The following is an 18,673-nucleotide window of genomic DNA, read 5'->3' on the forward strand; positions in this document are numbered from 1 at the left end:
TGGGCGGCTCGTCTGGCCGCGGCACGCCCACCACTCTGTGGCTGCGGCGATTTGCGACGGTGCTCGCTCATGGAACGACTACTCCTCGGGCAGGCGAGAGCGCCTGGAAGCGGCAGTTGAGATCCGGTCCCCCCGAATTACGGACAAGCCACTGCGGAAGGCTCATCCGCGGTACATCCAGCAGTCCGCGATGACTGACGCGCGTGAGCGCTCCGCGGTTCCCGGTGGTCTGCATGCCGCACAGACTACGCACGGTCAAAACCCGCCTAGGGCCGAACTTCACCCCAAACAACGCAAGTCGAACCCTGGGAATCATCGATGTGACGCCGCTCACGAAGGTCACCCTTGTCGAACAGAAGCGATCGATCTATCGTGCTGATGTATCGAGTCGATACATCAGCACGGCATAAGTTCACCGATGATCCCGGTGGACCGAGCCGGTCGAACCAGCGGGAGAAGGAGGAGGCACCGGTGAGCCGACGCTCCGGCATCCTGGAGTTCGCCGTTCTCGGCCTGCTCCGCGAATCGCCGATGCACGGCTACGAGCTGCGCAAACGCCTCAACACCTCGCTGGGGATCTTCCGTGCGTTCAGTTACGGGACCCTCTACCCCTGCCTCAAGACGCTGGTCGCCAGCGGCTGGTTGATCGAGGAGCCCGCCGGGGACCCGGCGGACACCGCACCGGTCACCGGACGCTCGGCTGCTTCCTCCTCCTCCCTGACCGGACGCCGAGCGAAGATCGTCTACCGGCTGACGGCAGAAGGTAAGGAGCACTTCGAGGAACTGCTGTCGCACACCGGTCCCGACGCCTGGGAGGACGAGCACTTCGCAGCGCGCTTCGCCTTCTTCGGCCAGACCGAACGCGATGTACGGATGCGGGTGCTCGAAGGCCGGCGCAGCCGGCTGGAGGAGCGCCTGGAGAAGATGCGCGCCTCTCTCGCCCGCACCCGTGAACGACTCGACGACTACACACTTGAGCTGCAGCGGCACGGCATGGAGTCCGTGGAGCGCGAAGTGCGCTGGCTGAACGAGCTCATCGAGAGCGAGCGGTCGGGACGGGATCGGCGACGATCCTCGTCCGAGGGCTCCGCTCAGCAGGACACACCTGGAGAGACGGGCGGCCTGCCCCGGCACCGGGACAACACCCCGCCGGATCCGTCCGACGACACCGCCAAGTGAAGTCATCGCACTCCGCGGCGACTTCATCGGAAACACCGATTACACAGGGAGCAACCGGAATGGGTTCGGTTCGCGTAGCCATCGTAGGCGTGGGCAACTGCGCCGCCTCGCTGGTGCAGGGCGTCGAGTACTACAAGGACGCCGATCCGGCCGGCAAGGTGCCCGGTCTGATGCACGTCCAGTTCGGCGACTACCACGTCGGCGACGTCGAGTTCGTCGCCGCCTTCGACGTCGACGCGAAGAAGGTCGGCCTCGACCTCGCGGACGCCATCGGCGCCAGCGAGAACAACACCATCAAGATCGCGGACGTGCCGAACACGGGCGTGACCGTCCAGCGCGGCCACACCCACGACGGACTCGGCAAGTACTACCGCGAGACGATCGAGGAGTCCACGGACGCCCCGGTCGACGTCGTCCAGGTCCTCAAGGACAAGCAGGTCGACGTCCTCGTCTGCTACCTGCCCGTCGGTTCCGAGAACGCCGCGAAGTTCTACGCGCAGTGCGCCATCGACGCCAAGGTCGCCTTCGTCAACGCTCTCCCGGTCTTCATCGCCGGCACCAAGGAGTGGGCGGACAAGTTCACCGAGGCCGGTGTCCCGATCGTCGGCGACGACATCAAGTCCCAGGTGGGCGCCACCATCACGCACCGCGTGATGGCGAAGCTCTTCGAGGACCGCGGCGTCATCCTCGACCGCACCATGCAGCTGAACGTCGGCGGCAACATGGACTTCAAGAACATGCTCGAGCGTGAGCGCCTGGAGTCCAAGAAGATCTCGAAGACGCAGGCCGTCACCTCGCAGATCCGTGACCGCGAGCTCGGCGACGACAACGTCCACATCGGCCCCTCGGACTACGTGGCCTGGCTGGACGACCGCAAGTGGGCGTACGTGCGCCTCGAGGGCCGCGCGTTCGGCGACGTTCCGCTGAACCTTGAGTACAAGCTCGAAGTGTGGGACTCCCCGAACTCGGCCGGTGTCATCATCGACGCCGTCCGTGCGGCGAAGATCGCCAAGGACCGCGGCATCGGCGGCCCCATCCTCTCCGCGAGCAGCTACTTCATGAAGAGCCCGCCGGTGCAGTACTTCGACGACGAGGCCCGCGAGAACGTCGAGAAGTTCATCAAGGGCGAGACGGAGCGCTGAACCAGTCCGTTCGACTGACCGCTCCACCGAAGCACTGACAGCTTCATCGAAGCGCCGACCGCTTCACCGGGAGCACTGAGCGGAGACGCTCATCTCCCACTGCCGCACGTCGGGGGTCCCCGGGTAATCCGCCCGCGGACCCCCGACGTGTGTGACGCTTGCTCCCATGTCTGTCGCGCGTGATCTGCGCACCCTGCTGCGCCTGCGGAACTTCCGCCGCCTGCTCACCGTGCGGCTCCTGTCCCAGTCCGCCGACGGCGTCTACCAGGTCGCCCTCGCCGCGTACGTCGTCTTCTCCCCGGAGAAGCAGACGTCGGCCGCCGCCATCGCCTCCGCCATGGCCGTGCTCCTCCTGCCCTACTCCCTCATCGGGCCCTTCGCCGGGGTGCTGCTGGACCGCTGGCCCCGACGCCAGGTCTTCCTCTACGGGAATCTCCTGCGGGCAGCCCTGGCCAGCTCCACGGCCCTGTTGATGCTCGCCTCGGCGCCCGACTGGCTCTTCTACGCCTCGGCCCTCTGCGTCACCGCCGTCAACCGCTTCGTGCTGGCCGGCCTCTCCGCCGCCCTGCCCCGGGTCGTCGACACCGACCGCCTCGTCGTCGCCAACTCCCTCTCTCCGACCGCGGGCACCCTGGCGGCCACCGCGGGAGGCGGCCTCGCCTTCGCCGTACGGCTGCTCGCCGACGAGTCCGACGCGGCGGTCGTGCTCCTGGGAGCGATGCTCTACCTGCTCTCCGCGCTGGCCTCCCTGAGCCTCCCCCGCACCCTGCTGGGTCCGGACACCGACGAGAGCCCGATGCGGCTGCGGGCCGCTCTCGCCGTCACCGCCCGCGGGCTCGTCGCCGGGCTACGCCATCTGGCACGTCGAAGCCACGCGGCCAGGGCTCTGGCCGCCATGACCGTGATCAGGTTCTGCTACGGCGCGCTCACCGTGATGGTGCTCATGCTGTGCCGCTACGCCTGGTCCGACACCGAGTCGGACGGACTGGCCCTGCTCGGCCTGGCGGTCGGAGTGTCCGGCGCCGGATTCTTCATCGCCGCCGTTGTCACCCCCTGGGCGGTGGGCCGGCTCGGCCGGTACGGGTGGATCGTGGGCTGCGCCGGAGCGGCAGCGGTCCTGGTGCCCGCCCTCGGCCTCTCCTTCGCACCCGCCCCGATGCTCGTCGCCGCGTTCGTGCTCGGCGTCGTGACACAGGGGTCGAAGATCGCGACCGACACCGTCGTCCAGACCTCGGTCGACGATTCCTTCCGCGGCCGGGTCTTCTCGCTCTACGACGTGCTCTTCAACGTCGCGTTCGTGAGTGCCGCAGGGGTGGCGGCACTGATGCTCCCGCCGGACGGCAGATCGGTCACCGTCGTGGCCGTCGTTTCGGTGCTGTACGCGGTCGTGGCGGTGACGATGTTCCGCTGCCGACGCAGCGATGCCCGCCCGTAGCGGGTCATGGATGTGCCCAGGGGCGTTGTTTCACGTGAAACAACGCCCCTGGGCACATCCGGTCGTCGATGTTTCACGTGAAACATCACCCTGCCCGGCTCAGCCCTGCCGCGCCCACCACTCCTTGAGCGCCGCCACCGCGGCGTCCCGCTCCATGGGCCCGTTCTCCAGGCGCTGCTCCAGCAGGAAGCCGTACGCCTTACCGATCACCGGCCCCGGCCCGACCCCGAGGATCTGCATGATCTCGTTGCCGTCCAGGTCGGGGCGGATCGCGTCCAGCTCCTCCTGCTCCTGCAGCAGAGCGATGCGCTCCTCCAGCCCGTCGTAGGTGCGGGAGAGCGCGTTGGCCTTCCGCTTGTTCCGGGTCGTGCAGTCCGACCGGGTCAGCTTGTGGAGCCGCTCCAGCAGCGGCCCTGCGTCACGGACGTAGCGGCGCACCGCGGAGTCGGTCCACTCGCCGTCGCCGTACCCGTGGAAGCGCAGGTGCAGCTCCACCAGTTTCGACACGTCCTTGACCAGCTCATTGGAGTACTTGAGCGCGGTCATGCGCTTCTTCGTCATCTTCGCGCCCACCACCTCGTGGTGGTGGAACGAGACCCGGCCGTCCTTCTCGAAGCGGCGGGTGCGCGGCTTGCCGATGTCATGGAGGAGCGCGGCCAGCCGCAGGACGAGGTCGGGACCCCCCTCTTCCAGATCGATGGCCTGCTCCAGGACGGTCAGCGAGTGCTCGTAGACGTCCTTGTGGCGGTGATGCTCGTCACTCTCCAGGCGCAGGGCGGGAAGCTCGGGCAGCACATGGGCGGCCAGCCCGGTGTCGACCAGGAGCCCCAGACCCTTGCGCGGGTTCTGGGAGAGCAGGAGCTTGTTGAGCTCGTCGCGGACCCGCTCGGCGGAGACGATGTCGATCCGCGCGGCCATCTCCGTCATCGCGGTGACGACGTCGGGGGCGACCTCGAAGTCGAGCTGCGCGGCGAAGCGGGCCGCGCGCAGCATGCGGAGCGGGTCGTCGGAGAAGGACGCCTCGGGCGTCCCCGGAGTGCGCAGCACCCGGTCGGCAAGGTCCTTCAGCCCTCCGTACGGATCGACGAACTCCTTCTCCGGCAGGGCCACGGCCATCGCGTTGACCGTGAAGTCGCGGCGCACCAGGTCGTCCTCGATGGAGTCGCCGTAAGAGACCTCGGGCTTGCGGGAAGTCCGGTCGTAGGCCTCGGACCGGTAGGTCGTGACCTCGATCTGGTAGCCGTCCTTCTGGGAACCGACGGTGCCGAAGGCGATCCCGACCTCCCAGACCGAGTCGGCCCAGGGGCGGACGATCTTGAGCACGTCCTCGGGGCGGGCATCGGTGGTGAAGTCCAGGTCGTTCCCGAGGCGGCCCAGCAGAGCGTCGCGGACCGATCCGCCGACCAGCGCGAGGCCGAATCCGGCCTCCTGGAATCGGCGGGCGAGGTCGTCGGCGACCGGGGACACCCGCAGCAGCTCACTCACCGCACGGTGCTGCACCTGGCTCAGTGCACTGGCGTTCTCTTCGTTGGCGTTCGGCACAACAGAAAAGGGTACGTGCACGGGCCGGACGCGACGTCATCGTTTACGGCCGCCCTGCGGGATACCCGCGATCATGTGCGATGGACCCCAGCACTTCGGCCCGCCGCATCTCGTTACCATGCGGGGACGCAGGACCGAACGATCGACAGCAGCTGACGACGACGAGGGACGGGTAGGCGCGTGGCCGAGGCGGCAGATTTCCAGGGGACTCGTCCCTCTCCTGCCCGCCGGTGGCTCCGGCGCACGGCCTCGGCGGTGCTCGGAGCGCCGCTGCTGGCCGGTCTCCTGGCCGTTCCGGCCGCCGGTACCGCCCAGGCCGCCGAGCCCGTCAAGGCCCCCACAGGCTCCCGCACGGTCGATGTGTCCCTCGACACGCTCACTCCGAGCGTTCCCTCGGAGGACGACACCCTGACCGTCTCCGGAACGCTCACCAACCAGGGCAAGGAGACGATCAGCAGCGCCGAGGTCGATCTCCGGGTCGGCCCACGCCTCTCCGGGCGCGGAGAGGTCGACGACGCCGCGAAACGCACCACCTACGTTCCCGGCGCCGACCCGATCGCTGTCGGGGACAAGTACACGGTGAAGCTCCCCAAGCTCGCCAGGGGCATCAGCCAGGACTTCACCCTCACCGTCCCCGTCGACAAGCTGGGCCTGGACGACCCGGGCGTCTACCAGCTCGGCGTCTCCGTCTCCGGCCGAACGACCACGGCCCCCTACGAGCGGGTGCTGGGCATCGAGCGCTCGTTCCTGCCCTGGCAGCCCGAGGCGGCGAAGAAGAGGACGAAGCTCACGTTCCTCTGGCCGTTGATCGCGTCTCCCCATGTCACGGCGGAGACCCGCTCGGACGAACAGCAGACCCCCGTGTTCACCGACGACGACCTGGCCGAGGAGCTGGCGCCCGGCGGCCGGCTGGAGCAGATGGTGGCCCTGGGCAGCCGGCTGCCCGTGACCTGGGTCATCGACCCGGATCTCCTGGCGAGCGTCGCGGCGATGGCCGGGAAGTACGAGGTCGAGTCGGGCGACACGACCGTCCCGGGCAAGAACCAGGCCCTCGCCAGGCGGTGGCTCACCGCTCTGGAGAAGGTGGTCGAGGACGGCAAGGTGATCGCGCTGCCGTTCGCGGACCCCGATCTGGCCTCCATCGCCCACCGGGGCAAAGCCGTCTCAGGAACGCTCAGCCATCTGCAGAACGCCTCCACGGTGGCCGCGACCACCGTGGAGACCATCCTCCACGTGAAGCCCTCCACCGACTTCGCCTGGCCCGTGAACGGCGCAGTGGACTCCGCCATCGTCGATGTGGCGACGTCGGCGGGAGCCCACAACGTGATCGCCCGCAGCGACAGCTTCCGGGAGACCGCCTCGCTTCCGTACACACCGAGCGCCGCACGGCCGATCGGCGGGGGAACCACCGCCGTCGTCGCGGACGCCCGGCTGTCGACCCTGTTCGACGGCGACATGGCGAGGGCGAGCGCCTCCACCCTCGCGGTCCAGAAGTTCCTCGCCCAGACCCTCGCGCTGACCGAGCAGACCCCGGACAACGAGCGCAGCATCGTCGTGGCCCCGCCGCGCATGCCCACCGTCGCGCAGGCCCAGACCATGGCCCGCGCCCTGGAGGGGCTGTCCGGCAACCGGTGGACACAGCCTCTCGACCTCGTGGCCGCCTCCGAGGTCAAGCCCGACCCGAGGGCCACCACCAAGGTTCCCCGCGCCTCCGCGTACCCGAAGAAGCTCCGCTCCCAGGAACTGCCCACACAGGCGTTCCAGGACATCCGCACGACCCAGGGGTCACTCGACAGCTTCGAGACGATCCTGACGCAGCCCGAGCGCGTGGTGACGCCCTTCGGCAACGCCGTCAACCGCTCGATGTCGACGTCCTGGCGCGGGAGGACCCTGGAGGCGCAGCAGTACCGGGACGCGGTCCGCGACTACTTGCAGAGTCTCACCTCCGAGGTGCAGCTCATCGAGAAGTCCGACGTCACCCTCTCCGGGCGCAGCGCCACCATCCCGGTCACCGTGCAGAACAAGCTGGTACAGGGCGTGGACCGGCTGGTTCTCCAGCTGACCTCGGACAACATCCGGCTCAAGTTCAACGACGACGGGAGCACGGCCGAACTGCCGGTCAGCATCGCGGGCGGGCACAGCCAGTCCGTGAAGTTCGACACGGCGACCAGCGCCAACGGCCGGGCCCAGGTGACCGCCCGGCTGTTCACGGAGAACGGCACGCCGTACGGCGAGGAGATGACCTTCACCGTGAAGGTCTCCGAGGTGACACCCACCGTGCTGCTCGTGATCGCCGGCGGGCTGCTGCTCCTGGTGCTGGCCGGCATCAGGATGTACAACCACCGCAAGCGGGCCGTGGCAAGCGACACGGCGAACGGCAACGGTGACGGACCCGAGCAGCCGAGTGACCCGGCTCCGGACACCGGACCGGAAAGCGGGGCCCCGTCGGGAACGGGTGAGAAAGTGGACCGTTGAGCGATGTCTGTCGTGGCCGGTCGGCCGGGGACGATGAGGTAGGGGTTTCGATGAACGCGCCGTACGACGGTGACCGCGGGCAGGGCGCGGGCGGAGCAGCGTCTCCGGGCGGGCCTCCGGTTCCTCCGGGGGCGGGCCGGTACGGCTCCGTGCCGCCGGACCCGTACCTCCAGCACGCCTACGACGACGATCCCTACCGGGCGCAGGACCTGACCGCCCAGGATCCGGTGGACGAGGCGCTCTACGACCGCGCCGCCCATCCGCCGCCCCCTCCCGGCACCTACCAGGAGCCGGCACCGCTCTACCAGCAGCCGCCCCCCGCTCCGCACGCCCCGGACCCGCGCATCTGGGCCCAGACCCCGCCCCCCGAGCCCGCCGGGCCCTCCCGCCACCTGCCGTACGGGGACCGCCCGGCGACGACGCAGTTCGTCGGCGTCGACGACCTGGTGACCCGCGCCTCGGATGACCGGCAGGAGCCGGACGCCTTCGCGCACCTCTTCCGGGACCAGGAAGGGTCGGGGAAGCCTCCGGTACCGCCCCAGCCCGAACCCGCTCCGGCGCCGGCGCCGGCCAAGGGCGGCGGCAAGGTCTCCGGGCTCCTCAAGTCCAGCGCGGTCATGGCCGCCGGCACTCTGGTCTCGCGGCTCACCGGATTCGTCCGGTCACTGGTGATCACCGCCGCGCTCGGCGCCGCGATGCTCGGCGACAGCTTCACCATCGCCTACACCCTGCCGACGATGATCTACATCCTCACCGTCGGCGGCGGCCTGAACTCGGTCTTCGTCCCCCAGCTCGTCCGTGCCATGAAGGACGACAAGGACGGCGGCGAGGCCTTCGCCAACAGGCTCCTCACCCTGGTGATGGTCGCGCTCGCCGCCATCGTCGCCATCGCGGTCTTCGCCGCGCCGGCGCTGATCCACATGCTTTCCCCCACGATCGCGAACGACGTCGCCGCCAACAGCGTCGCCGTCACCTTCGCCCGCTACTGCCTGCCGACCATCTTCTTCATGGGCGTGCACGTGGTGATGGGTCAGATCCTCAACGCCCGCGGCAAGTTCGGCGCGATGATGTGGACCCCGGTCCTCAACAACATCGTCATGATCATCACCTTCGGGCTGTTCATCTGGGTCTACGGCACCTCCGCCGAATCGCAGATGGGCGTCGACACCATTCCGCCGGAGGGCGTCCGCCTGCTGGGCATGGGCACCCTGCTCGGACTCGTCGTCCAGTCCCTGGCGATGATTCCCTACCTGCGCGAGACGGGCTTCCGCTTCCGCCCCCGCTTCGACTGGAAGGGCCAGGGGCTCGGCAAGACCATCAAGCTGGCCAAGTGGACCGTGCTCTTCGTTCTCGCCAACCAGGCCGGCGTCCTGGTCGTCACCCAGCTGTCCACGGCGGCCGGCGCGGCCTCGGGCCAGGACGGCACCGGTTTCCTCGCCTACTCCAACGCCCAGCTGATCTGGGGCATGCCGCAGGCCATCATCACCGTCTCGGTCATGGCCGCGCTGCTGCCCCGCATCTCCCGGGCCGCCCATGACAACGACCCCGGAGCGGTCCGCGACGACATCTCGCAGGGACTGCGCAACTCGGCCGTCGCGATCGTGCCGGTGGCCTTCACCTTCCTCGCGCTCGGCCTGCCGATGTGCACCCTGCTGTACGCCTCCAGCGGTACCGAGGCCGCCCGCTCCATGGGCTTCATCCTCATGGCCTTCGCGCTCGGCCTGATCCCGTACTCCGTGCAGTACGTCGTGCTGCGCGGGTTCTACGCCTACGAGGACACCCGCACCCCCTTCTACAACACGGTCATCGTGGCCGCCGTGAACGCCGCGGCCTCCGCTCTCTGTTACGTCGTCCTGCCCGCCCGCTGGGCGGTCGTCGGCATGGCCTTCTCCTACGGACTGGCCTACGCCGTCGGCGTGGGCGTCGCCTGGCACCGCCTGCGCAACCGGCTCGGCGGCGACCTGGACGGCGCGCACATCGTGCGGACCTACGCCCGCCTCTGCATGGCCGCGCTGCCTGCCGCCCTGGTCGGCGGCGCCGTCGGATTCGGCATCCTGGAACTGGTCGGAACCGGCGCCCTGGGCTCCCTGGCCGCACTGATCTGCGGTGGTCTCCTCCTCCTGGGCATCTTCTTCGTCGCGGCCAAGAAGATGCGTATCGAAGAGGTCAACGGCCTGGTCGGCATGGTGCGTGGACGGCTCGGACGCTGAATGAGCACCCGCCCGCACAACCATCGCCGCACTCCGCGTGTCGTGCATAGCGCCGGAGTGTGGGCACAATTGGCGTGACTGTGCAGAGCTGGCTGGCATCGCGCAACGGATGGGGAGGCAGGAACGACGGTGGCGGAACGTAGCACGGCTGCCGTCGACGTGGCCGACAACAGCGGCGACGAGCCGCTGACCGCCAAGGCGGACGAGGCCACGACCGACGGAACGGCGGAAGCCGAGGACACCCATGGCGCGAGCCCCCAGGACGCCGAGAACGCGGACGGCGGGCGGAAGCGTTCCGAGGCGGTTCCCGCGTCACCCGACCTGCACAGCGGCCACAAGCTCGCCGGGCGCTACCGCCTGGAGGAATGCGTCACCCGTCTGGACGGCTTCAGCAGCTGGCGCGCGGTCGACGAGAAGCTCCGCCGGGCGGTGGGCGTCCATCTGCTGACCGCCGACCACCCGCGGGCCCGTTCGGTACTGGCCGCCGCCCGCTCCTCGGCCCTGCTCGGGGACCCGCGCTTCGTCCAGGTCCTGGACGCTGTCGAGGAGAACGACCTCGTCTACGTGGTCCACGAATGGCTGCCGGACGCCACCGAGCTGACCGCTCTGCTGGCCGCCGGGCCGATGGAGGCCCACGACGCCTACCAGCTCGTCAGTCAGCTCTCCCAAGCGATGGCCGCCGCCCACCGCGAGGGCCTCTCCCATCTGCGCCTCACCCCGGGCGCGGTCCTGCGCAGCTCCACCGGCCAGTACCGGATCCGCGGCCTTGCCGTGAACGCCGCCCTGCGGGGCATCACCGCGGAGCACCCCCTCCGTACGGACACCGAGGCCATCGGCGCCCTCCTGTACGCCGCCCTGACCCACCGCTGGCCGTACGAGGACGACGCCCACGGACTCGCCGGGCTGCCCAAGGGCCTGGGCCTCATCGCCCCCGACCAGGTACGGGCCGGCGTCCACCGCGGCCTCTCCGAGCTCGCCATGCGGGCGCTCGCCAACGACGGCGCCACCGCCTCCCGCCAGGAACCGCCCTGCACCACCCCGGACGAACTGGCCAAGGCCGTCGCGGCGATGCCGCGCATCCTTCCGCCCGAGCCCACGTTCACCGCACCACCCGCCTACCAGCGAACGACCTATCAGCAGGGCACCTACGGACGTCCGTCCTCCCACCCGTCCGCCGCCACGCAGCCCGTGCTGCCGGTCCCTCCCGCACCCCTGCAGAGCCGTGCCGGCCGCGTCCTGAAGTGGGCGGTGTCCGCTCTCCTCATCGCCGCCCTGGGCCTCGGCAGCTGGCAGCTCGCGGAAGCACTGCTCGACCGCACCAAGGGCTCCGACGACACCGGCGTCACCGCGCCGGACGAGGACGACAAGAACAAGGACGACAAGCCCGCACCGTCCGCCGAACCCCTGGACATCGCGGGGGCCTCGGAGTTCATGCCCGACGGCTCCGGAATCAAGCAGCGGGAAGTGGCGAACACCGTGGACGGCAACAAGGGAACCCACTGGGTCACCCCGCGCTACCAGGGCTTCGCCAACTTCGGCAACCTCCCCCAGCGCAAGCAGGGCAGCGGCATCATCGTCGACCTGGGCAAGGTGCGGGACGTCTCCGGAGTCGATGTCTCCATGTACCGCAGCGGGCAGACGACGACCGTCTCCGCCGCTTCCCCGGACGCCACGTCCCCCTCCGCGACGGCTGACTTCGACCAGCAGATCGTCAAGCGGACGGTCGCCGGGTCGACGCTCAAGGAGACGCTCGACAAGCCCGTCCGCACGCGCTACGTGCTCATCCACATCACCGAACTCCCGGCGGACGGCACCGGCGGATACCGCGGCGGCATCACCGACATCTCCGTCCTCGGCTGAGCACAGGCCGGAGACCGGGATCAGGCGCACCCGGCCCGTGATCATCGACCCCACCCGCCCGCTACTGTGGGGCGGGCCGCCCCGCCCCGCCGCGCAGCCGCGGCGGCAAGGGTTGCGGCCGTCACGTCCGTGACGGCAGGCTTCTCCCGTCGCACCGCTTCACCCGGCGCGGCCCTACGTGACATCGGATCCGGTTCGGAGGGGGAGCACGGTGGATTCCGTTCCACCAGAGGCACCGAGCGACTCGGACCTGCTCGCCCAGCATGTGGCGGGTGACCCCGACGCCTTCGGTGAACTCGTACGGCGACACCGCGACCGGCTCTGGGCCGTGGCGCTCCGGACCCTGGGAGACAGGGAGGAAGCGGCCGACGCCGTCCAGGACGCCCTGGTCAAGGCCTTCCGCGCCGCCCACACCTTCCGCGGCCAGTCCGCCGTCACCACCTGGCTCCACCGGATCACCGTCAACGCCTGCCTCGACCGGGTCCGCAAAGCCGCCTCCCGCAGGACATCCCCCGTGGACGACGCCGAACGGCTCGATCAGCTCCTGGAGCCCCACGAGTCCGCAGAGGCCCCCGCCGTGCGGCAGGACCTCCACCGCCAGCTCCAGAAAGCCCTGGACATACTGCCCGCCGAACAGCGGGCGGCCCTGGTCCTCGTCGACATGCAGGGTTATCCCGTGGCGGAGGCGGCGAGCATCCTGGACGTGCCGGCCGGCACCGTGAAGAGCCGCTGCGCCCGGGGCCGGGCGAGACTGGCCCCCCTGGTCCGCCACCTGCGCACGGAATCCGGGGGACAGACCTCGGGCCAGGAGAACGGCGCGGGCGGACGGAACCAGGCACACGGACAATCCGTCCCACCTGCGTCAGGCCCCAGAGACGCAGGAGCAAGCGATCCTGCCGCCACGAAGGGAGGAGGTGGGCGCCCGTGACCCCCACGGCCGACACGTCTCAGCACCCGGAGGTCTCCGAGATCTCCGATCTCACCGAGGGGCTGCTCGCCCCTTCCCGGAGCGCGGAAGTCCAGCAGCACCTCGCGGAGTGCGACCTCTGTGCAGAGGTCCGGGACTCCCTGGAAGAGATCCGCGAACTCCTCGGGACGGTGCCCGACCCCGAGCCGATGCCCGAGGACATCGCCGCCCGTATCGACGCGGCTCTCGCGGCGGAAGCCCGCCCCACTCTTTCCACCGACAACGACCCGGTCGTTGTTTCACGTGAAACAACGACCGGCGATGGCGCGGAAGCCAGCAGGCCGGCAGCCCGGTCCGCTTCCGGGACCGGCAGCGCCACGGCCCCGGACCGACCGGCGGGCCGTCCCTCGGCCACGACCGGACCGGGCCGTCGGCACTCACGCCGCCGCCGGCGCACCGTGGTCCTCGGCACCGCCTTCGGCGCCGCGGTCATCGGGATGAGCGTCTTCTTCCTCCAGTCCCTCACCCCTTCCGACGACGCGTCCACGTCGGTCGCCGACCGCGGATTCAGTGCCGCGGACAGCAGTGCGCCCGCCTACGCGGACGCCACACTCGAGAACCAGGTCCGGGACCTCCTCGGCGACGAGGCAACCCAGGAGAGCCAGGAGAGCCCAGGCGCCAAGAAGGTGCCGCCGGAGGGCGACATCAAGTCGTCGGGCCAAGCCCTCACACCCGAAGCCGAGCTGTCCAGGAGCCCCATGAAGGCTCCGGCGGTCGCCGTGCCTCCATGCGTCCAGAAGGCAACCGGCCGCACCACACCGGCCCTCGCCCTGGAGGAGGGAACGTACCGGGGAACGGACGCGTATCTCGTCGTCCTGCCGCACAGGAGCGACCCCTCACGCGTGCAGGCCTACGTCGTGGCCTCCTCCTGCGTGGACGCCGCCCCGGAGTCCTCCGGTCAACTGCTGCTCACCCGCTCCTACAACCGCCCCTGAGGACGCTCCGCAGCCGCCGCGGCATGTTCGGGAATGCATCAGCCGTAGGATCCGTTGGGTGGGGTGTGAGTCGTTGACCGACCCCGTAGGCAGTTAGGCAGTCTGCAGAAACGAGGAAAGAACCCGTGAGCGACGTCCGTAATGTGATCATCATCGGCTCCGGACCGGCCGGGTACACCGCCGCGCTGTACACCGCCCGTGCCTCGCTGAACCCGTTGGTCTTCGAGGGCGCCGTCACGGCCGGCGGTGCGCTGATGAACACCACCGACGTGGAGAACTTCCCCGGCTTCCAGGACGGCATCATGGGCCCCGAGCTCATGGACAACATGCGCGCCCAGGCCGAGCGCTTCGGTGCCGAGCTGGTCCCGGACGATGTCGTCGCGGTCGACCTCACCGGTGAGATCAAGACCGTCACCGACACCGCGGGCACCGTCCACCGGGCCAAGTCGGTCATCGTGACCACCGGTTCCCAGCACCGCAAGCTCGGACTGCCCAACGAGGACGCCCTCTCCGGACGCGGCGTCTCCTGGTGCGCCACCTGCGACGGCTTCTTCTTCAAGGACCACGACATCGCCGTGATCGGCGGCGGCGACACCGCGATGGAAGAGGCGACCTTCCTCTCCCGCTTCGCCAAGTCCGTCACGATCGTCCACCGCCGTGACACCCTGCGTGCCTCCAAGGCCATGCAGGACCGCGCCTTCGCCGACCCGAAGATCAAGTTCGCCTGGGACAGCGAAGTCGCCGAGATCAAGGGCGACCAGAAGCTCTCCAGCCTGACCCTGCGCAACACCAAGACCGGCGAGACCTCCGACCTCCCCGTGACCGGACTCTTCATCGCCGTCGGCCACGACCCGCGTACCGAGCTCTTCAAGGGCCAGCTGGAGCTCGACGACGAGGGTTACCTGAAGGTCGAGGCGCCCTCCACGCGCACCAACCTCACCGGCGTCTTCGGCGCGGGCGACGTCGTCGACCACACCTACCGTCAGGCCATCACGGCAGCGGGCACCGGCTGCTCCGCCGCCCTGGACGCCGAGCGATTCCTCGCGGCCCTGGCCGACGCCGAGCCCGCCGAGCCGGAGAAGACCCCGGCCGCCTGAACGTCCGCACCACACCCCATCACCCCGAGAAACTAAGGAGGCCGCCGTGGCCGGCGACCTGAAGCACGTTACGGATGACACCTTCGACGACGTCGTCCTCAAGAGCGACAAGCCTGTTCTGGTGGACTTCTGGGCTGCCTGGTGCGGCCCGTGCCGCCAGATCGCCCCCTCGCTGGAGGCCATCGCGGCAGAGCACGGCGACCAGATCCAGATCGTCAAGCTGAACATCGACGAGAACCCGGCCACCGCCGCCAAGTACGGCGTGATGTCCATTCCCACCCTGAACGTGTACCAGGGCGGCGAGGTCGCCAAGACCATCGTCGGTGCCAAGCCGAAGGCCGCGATCCTCCGCGACCTCGAAGGCTTCATCAGCGCCTGACCGCAGGCGCGCCCAGGCGCGATGTTTCACGTGAAACGGGCCCGCCCCCTCCAAGGGGCGGGCCCGTTTCACAGCGCAGCCGCAAGCGGCCCAGCCTCACAGCGGCCGCAGCACCGGTTCCTTCTGGACCGCCCCCAGAAGCCGGTCGAGCGCCATCTCCACGTCTTCCTTCCAGGAGAGCGTCGTCCGCAGCTCCAGCCTCAGCCGCGGGTGCACAGGATGCGGGCGCACGGTCTTGAAGCCGACGGCCAGCAGATGATCTGCGGGAAGAACGCAGGTGGACTGCTGGGGCCGCGCGTCTCCGAACGCCTCGATCGCCTTGAAGCCCCGGCGCAGAACATCCTTGGCCACCGCCTGCACCATGACACGGCCGAGGCCCTGGCCCTGGTACTCGGGGATGATCAGCCCGGTGATGAGCTGAACGGCATCGGGGGAGACCGGGCTGGTCGGAAACGCCATCGAGCGGGGGACGTACGCGGGCGGGGCATAGAGCACGAAGCCGACCGGGACGTCGTCCACATAGACCACCCGGCCGCAGGAACCCCACTCCAGGAGAACCGCGGAGATCCAGGCTTCCTTCTCCAGATCCGTCTTGCCCGCCTTTACCGCGGCTTCCCCACTGACCGGGTCAAGCTCCCAGAAGACGCACGAGCGGCAACGCTCGGGGAGATCCGGAAGGTTGTCCAGGGTGAGTGGTACGAGCCGACGCCCCATGACGGCGATTCCTCACTTCCTTCGCCCGCCGCACCACGTGCGGCCGCCAGCGCGCTCCGTTCGCGGAACAGGCTGCCGACGAATCCCCCGACGACGCCCAGACCGAGACCGACCGTGACGAGCCGACTGCGGCTCACTCTTCGCAAGGCCTCCGCCCTCCTCTGAGGTCGTTCACTGTGGACGCGCCGTCCCAGAACGCATCGTATCCACCCAGAGGTGATGCGGATACCGAGAGAGGGCAAAGGGCGGGCCGTGTTCCGGTAGGTACCGGTGCACAGCCCGCCCTTCGACGAACCCTCTGCGGCTCAGCCCTCGTCGTCCTCCTCGGACGTCTCGGCGAGTCGGCGCTCCAGCACCCGGCCCTCGCCCGGGGCCAGGCTGCCGAGAATCCGGTCCAGATCCTCCATCGAGGCGAACTCGACGACGATCTTGCCCTTCTTCTGCCCCAGGTCGACCTTCACCCGAGTCTCGAATCGGTCGGACAGACGCGTCGCCAGATCGGTCAGTGCGGGTGACACCCGCCCGCCGGCCCTGGGCCCCTTGGACTTCGGAGCGCTCGTGGGGTGCGAGCCCATCAGTGTCACGATCTCCTCGACGGCCCGCACCGACAGCCCCTCGGCCACGATGCGGTGAGCCAGCCGGTCCTGCTCCTCGGAGTCGTCCACGGACAGCAGGGCCCGGGCATGACCGGCGGAGAGAACGCCCGCGGCCACCCGGCGCTGTACCGGCGGGGACAGCCTCAACAGCCTCAGCGTGTTCGACACCTGCGGGCGGGAGCGGCCGATCCGGTCGGCCAGCTGGTCATGGGTGCACTGGAAGTCCTTGAGCAACTGGTCATACGCAGCCGCCTCCTCCAAGGGGTTCAGCTGAGCCCGGTGAAGGTTCTCCAGCAGCGCGTCCAGCAGCAGCTTCTCGTCGTCCGTGGCGCGGACGATCGTGGGAATCCGCTCCAGACCCGCTTCACGGCAGGCCCTCCACCGACGCTCACCCATGATCAGCTCATAGCTGTCCGGGCCCACCTTGCGGACGACGACCGGCTGGAGAAGGCCGACCTCCTTGATGGAGACGACCAGCTCGGCCAGCGCGTCCTCGTCGAAGACCTCACGGGGCTGACGCGGGTTCGGGGTGATGGTCCCGATCGGCAGCTCGGCGAAGTACGCACCGGACGTGCCGAGGCTCTGCTCGGACCGGTCCTCCGGGGCGGGCGCCGGCTCCGGCACCACCGGGGAGGACGGCAGCGCGGTCACCTTCGCGGCAGCCACCCCGCGCTCCGCCGTCAGCACCGGCCCCGTGCCGGACGCCGCACCGCTTCCGGACGCCGGCACCTGCTTCTCCTGAGGGGCGGCGGGGATCAGCGCACCGAGCCCACGTCCCAGTCCTCTACGACGCTCACTCACTGCTGGCCCTCCGAAACGTGTTGCTGGCTGTTCTGAATGCCCGTGTGGGCGTGCTGAGCCTCGTAGTGCACACCGACACCGCGCAGGGCGATCTCCCGGGCGGCTTCGAGGTACGAGAGCGAGCCGCTGGAGCCCGGGTCGTACGTCAGCACGGTCTGCCCGTAACTCGGCGCCTCCGAGATACGCACCGACCGCGGAATGCTCGTCCTCAGCACTTCCTTGCCGAAGTGGGTACGGACCTCCTCGGCAACCTGGGAGGCGAGCCTGGTCCGGCCGTCGTACATCGTCAGCAGGATCGTCGAGACATGCAGATCCGGGTTCAGATGGCCCCGCACCAGATCGACGTTCCGCAGGAGCTGGCCGAGGCCCTCCAGCGCGTAGTACTCGCACTGGATGGGGATCAGCACCTCGGCACCGGCCACCAGCGCGTTCACCGTCAGCAGCCCCAGCGAGGGCGGGCAGTCGATGAGGATGTAGTCCAGCGGCTGCTCGTACGCCTGGATCGCCCGCTGAAGGCGGCTCTCCCGTGCCACCAGCGACACCAGCTCGATCTCCGCACCGGCGAGATCGATGGTCGCGGGGGCACAGAAGAGACCCTCGACGTCCGGTACGGGCTGGACCACCTCGGAGAGCGGGCGGCTGTCCACCAGGACGTCGTAGATTGAGGGGACATCGGCATGATGGTCGATGCCCAGAGCCGTGGAGGCGTTGCCCTGCGGGTCGAGGTCGACCACCAGAACGCGCGCACCGTGCAAGGCCAGGGAAGCGGCAAGGTTGACCGTCGTGGTCGTCTTACCGACCCCGCCCTTCTGGTTGGCCACGACCATGACGCGGGTGCGGTCAGGACGAGGCAGCCCTTCACCGGCGCGGCCAAGGGCCTCGACCGCCAGCTGAGCGGCACGGCCGATGGGTGTGTCGTCCATCGGCGGCGGTGTTTCACGTGAAACACCCTCACCCACGGACTCGGTTCGGGGACCGGGGACCGGTTCGGTCATCGGCCCCGCGATGTTGGCGTCGGACCGCAAGGATTCACTCTCCTCGGCTTCAGGCTCGCAATGAACAGAGCCTGCCATGCTTTCGGGGTCATGAACCAGCGAGGCCCGCTGTTCTGTGGATGAATCCGTGCGTGTGGACAACTCGGCCACCCGTCCGGGCTTGCGGTCGCGCGGCGCGGCAGCCGCACGACCGCGGCTGATGATTCCCTGCAGCAGAGAGCGACGTTTCACGTGAAACACGATGCCTCTGTGGAGCAATTGCCAGGCCACGACACTCCGCAGCAGTGAGCTATCACTACTTTCCGGATGAAACACTGCTAAGCGCGGGCGATCATCAGCAAAATGC

At 69.2% G+C, this 18,673-nt stretch carries 14 protein-coding genes; 10 read left to right on the forward strand and 4 right to left on the reverse strand.

The annotated features are described in order from the left end of the window. The first annotated feature begins 471 nt into the window (after positions 1-471). The 3 genes from KME66_RS16765 to KME66_RS16775 all read left to right on the forward strand — a co-directional run bounded on the left by KME66_RS16765 (position 472) and on the right by KME66_RS16775 (position 3,756). On the forward strand, positions 472-1,179 hold the full coding sequence (locus KME66_RS16765; protein ID WP_073222962.1) for a PadR family transcriptional regulator: 708 nt from the start codon (positions 472-474) through the stop codon (positions 1,177-1,179). Between the two features lie 59 nt (positions 1,180-1,238). Beyond that, complete coding sequence (locus tag KME66_RS16770) at positions 1,239-2,321, forward strand: inositol-3-phosphate synthase (RefSeq protein ID WP_216323326.1); 1,083 nt, start codon at positions 1,239-1,241, stop codon at positions 2,319-2,321. 166 nt (positions 2,322-2,487) lie between these two features. Further along, the gene (locus KME66_RS16775) at positions 2,488-3,756 is read left to right on the forward strand and encodes an MFS transporter (protein WP_216323329.1); all 1,269 of its coding nucleotides are present in this window, start codon (positions 2,488-2,490) and stop codon (positions 3,754-3,756) included. 99 nt (positions 3,757-3,855) lie between these two features. Here KME66_RS16775 and KME66_RS16780 read toward each other — a convergent pair whose 3' ends face one another. Next, a complete protein-coding gene (locus KME66_RS16780; protein WP_216323332.1) occupies positions 3,856-5,298 on the reverse strand; it encodes a CCA tRNA nucleotidyltransferase in 1,443 nt (480 codons plus the stop codon). 180 nt (positions 5,299-5,478) lie between these two features. Here KME66_RS16780 and KME66_RS16785 point away from each other — a divergent pair, with 180 nt between their 5' ends. The 7 genes from KME66_RS16785 (at position 5,479) to trxA (ending at position 15,221) form a co-directional block, all read left to right on the forward strand. Further along, positions 5,479-7,773 (forward strand): DUF6049 family protein, encoded by a 2,295-nt coding sequence (locus KME66_RS16785; protein ID WP_216323335.1) that lies wholly within the window; start codon positions 5,479-5,481, stop codon positions 7,771-7,773. 50 nt (positions 7,774-7,823) lie between these two features. Further along, positions 7,824-9,983 (forward strand): murein biosynthesis integral membrane protein MurJ, encoded by a 2,160-nt coding sequence (gene murJ, locus KME66_RS16790; protein WP_216323338.1) that lies wholly within the window; start codon positions 7,824-7,826, stop codon positions 9,981-9,983. A 129-nt stretch (positions 9,984-10,112) separates the two neighbouring features. Then, positions 10,113-11,843 carry a protein kinase family protein gene (locus KME66_RS16795; RefSeq protein WP_216323341.1) on the forward strand — a complete coding sequence of 577 codons (1,731 nt, stop codon included), beginning with the start codon at positions 10,113-10,115 and terminating at the stop codon, positions 11,841-11,843. 211 nt (positions 11,844-12,054) lie between these two features. Beyond that, positions 12,055-12,771, forward strand: a complete 717-nt coding sequence (gene sigM / locus KME66_RS16800; protein WP_073222946.1) for an RNA polymerase sigma factor SigM — start codon at positions 12,055-12,057, stop codon at positions 12,769-12,771. Next, positions 12,768-13,745, forward strand: a complete 978-nt coding sequence (locus KME66_RS16805; RefSeq protein WP_216323344.1) for an anti-sigma factor — start codon at positions 12,768-12,770, stop codon at positions 13,743-13,745. Before sigM ends, KME66_RS16805 begins: the two co-directional genes overlap by 4 nt. A gap of 125 nt (positions 13,746-13,870) precedes the next feature. After that, on the forward strand, positions 13,871-14,842 hold the full coding sequence (gene trxB / locus KME66_RS16810; protein ID WP_073222943.1) for a thioredoxin-disulfide reductase: 972 nt from the start codon (positions 13,871-13,873) through the stop codon (positions 14,840-14,842). 46 nt (positions 14,843-14,888) lie between these two features. Beyond that, positions 14,889-15,221 (forward strand): thioredoxin, encoded by a 333-nt coding sequence (gene trxA / locus KME66_RS16815; protein WP_073222941.1) that lies wholly within the window; start codon positions 14,889-14,891, stop codon positions 15,219-15,221. 96 nt (positions 15,222-15,317) lie between these two features. Here the strand turns inward: trxA and KME66_RS16820 are convergent, their stop codons facing one another. From KME66_RS16820 to KME66_RS16830, 3 genes are all read right to left on the reverse strand, one after another. Further along, complete coding sequence (locus tag KME66_RS16820; protein WP_216323347.1) at positions 15,318-15,935, reverse strand: GNAT family N-acetyltransferase; 618 nt, start codon at positions 15,933-15,935, stop codon at positions 15,318-15,320. A 305-nt stretch (positions 15,936-16,240) separates the two neighbouring features. Further along, positions 16,241-17,332: a ParB/RepB/Spo0J family partition protein gene (locus KME66_RS16825; protein ID WP_216323350.1), complete on the reverse strand. Its 1,092-nt coding sequence runs from the start codon at positions 17,330-17,332 to the stop codon at positions 16,241-16,243. Continuing rightward, positions 17,329-18,405: a ParA family protein gene (locus KME66_RS16830; RefSeq protein ID WP_216329417.1), complete on the reverse strand. Its 1,077-nt coding sequence runs from the start codon at positions 18,403-18,405 to the stop codon at positions 17,329-17,331. The genes KME66_RS16825 and KME66_RS16830 overlap by 4 nt, the downstream gene beginning before the upstream one ends. Positions 18,406-18,673: the final 268 nt, after the last annotated feature.

This window comes from Streptomyces sp. YPW6, from assembly GCF_018866325.1.
Lineage (GTDB): Bacteria > Actinomycetota > Actinomycetes > Streptomycetales > Streptomycetaceae > Streptomyces.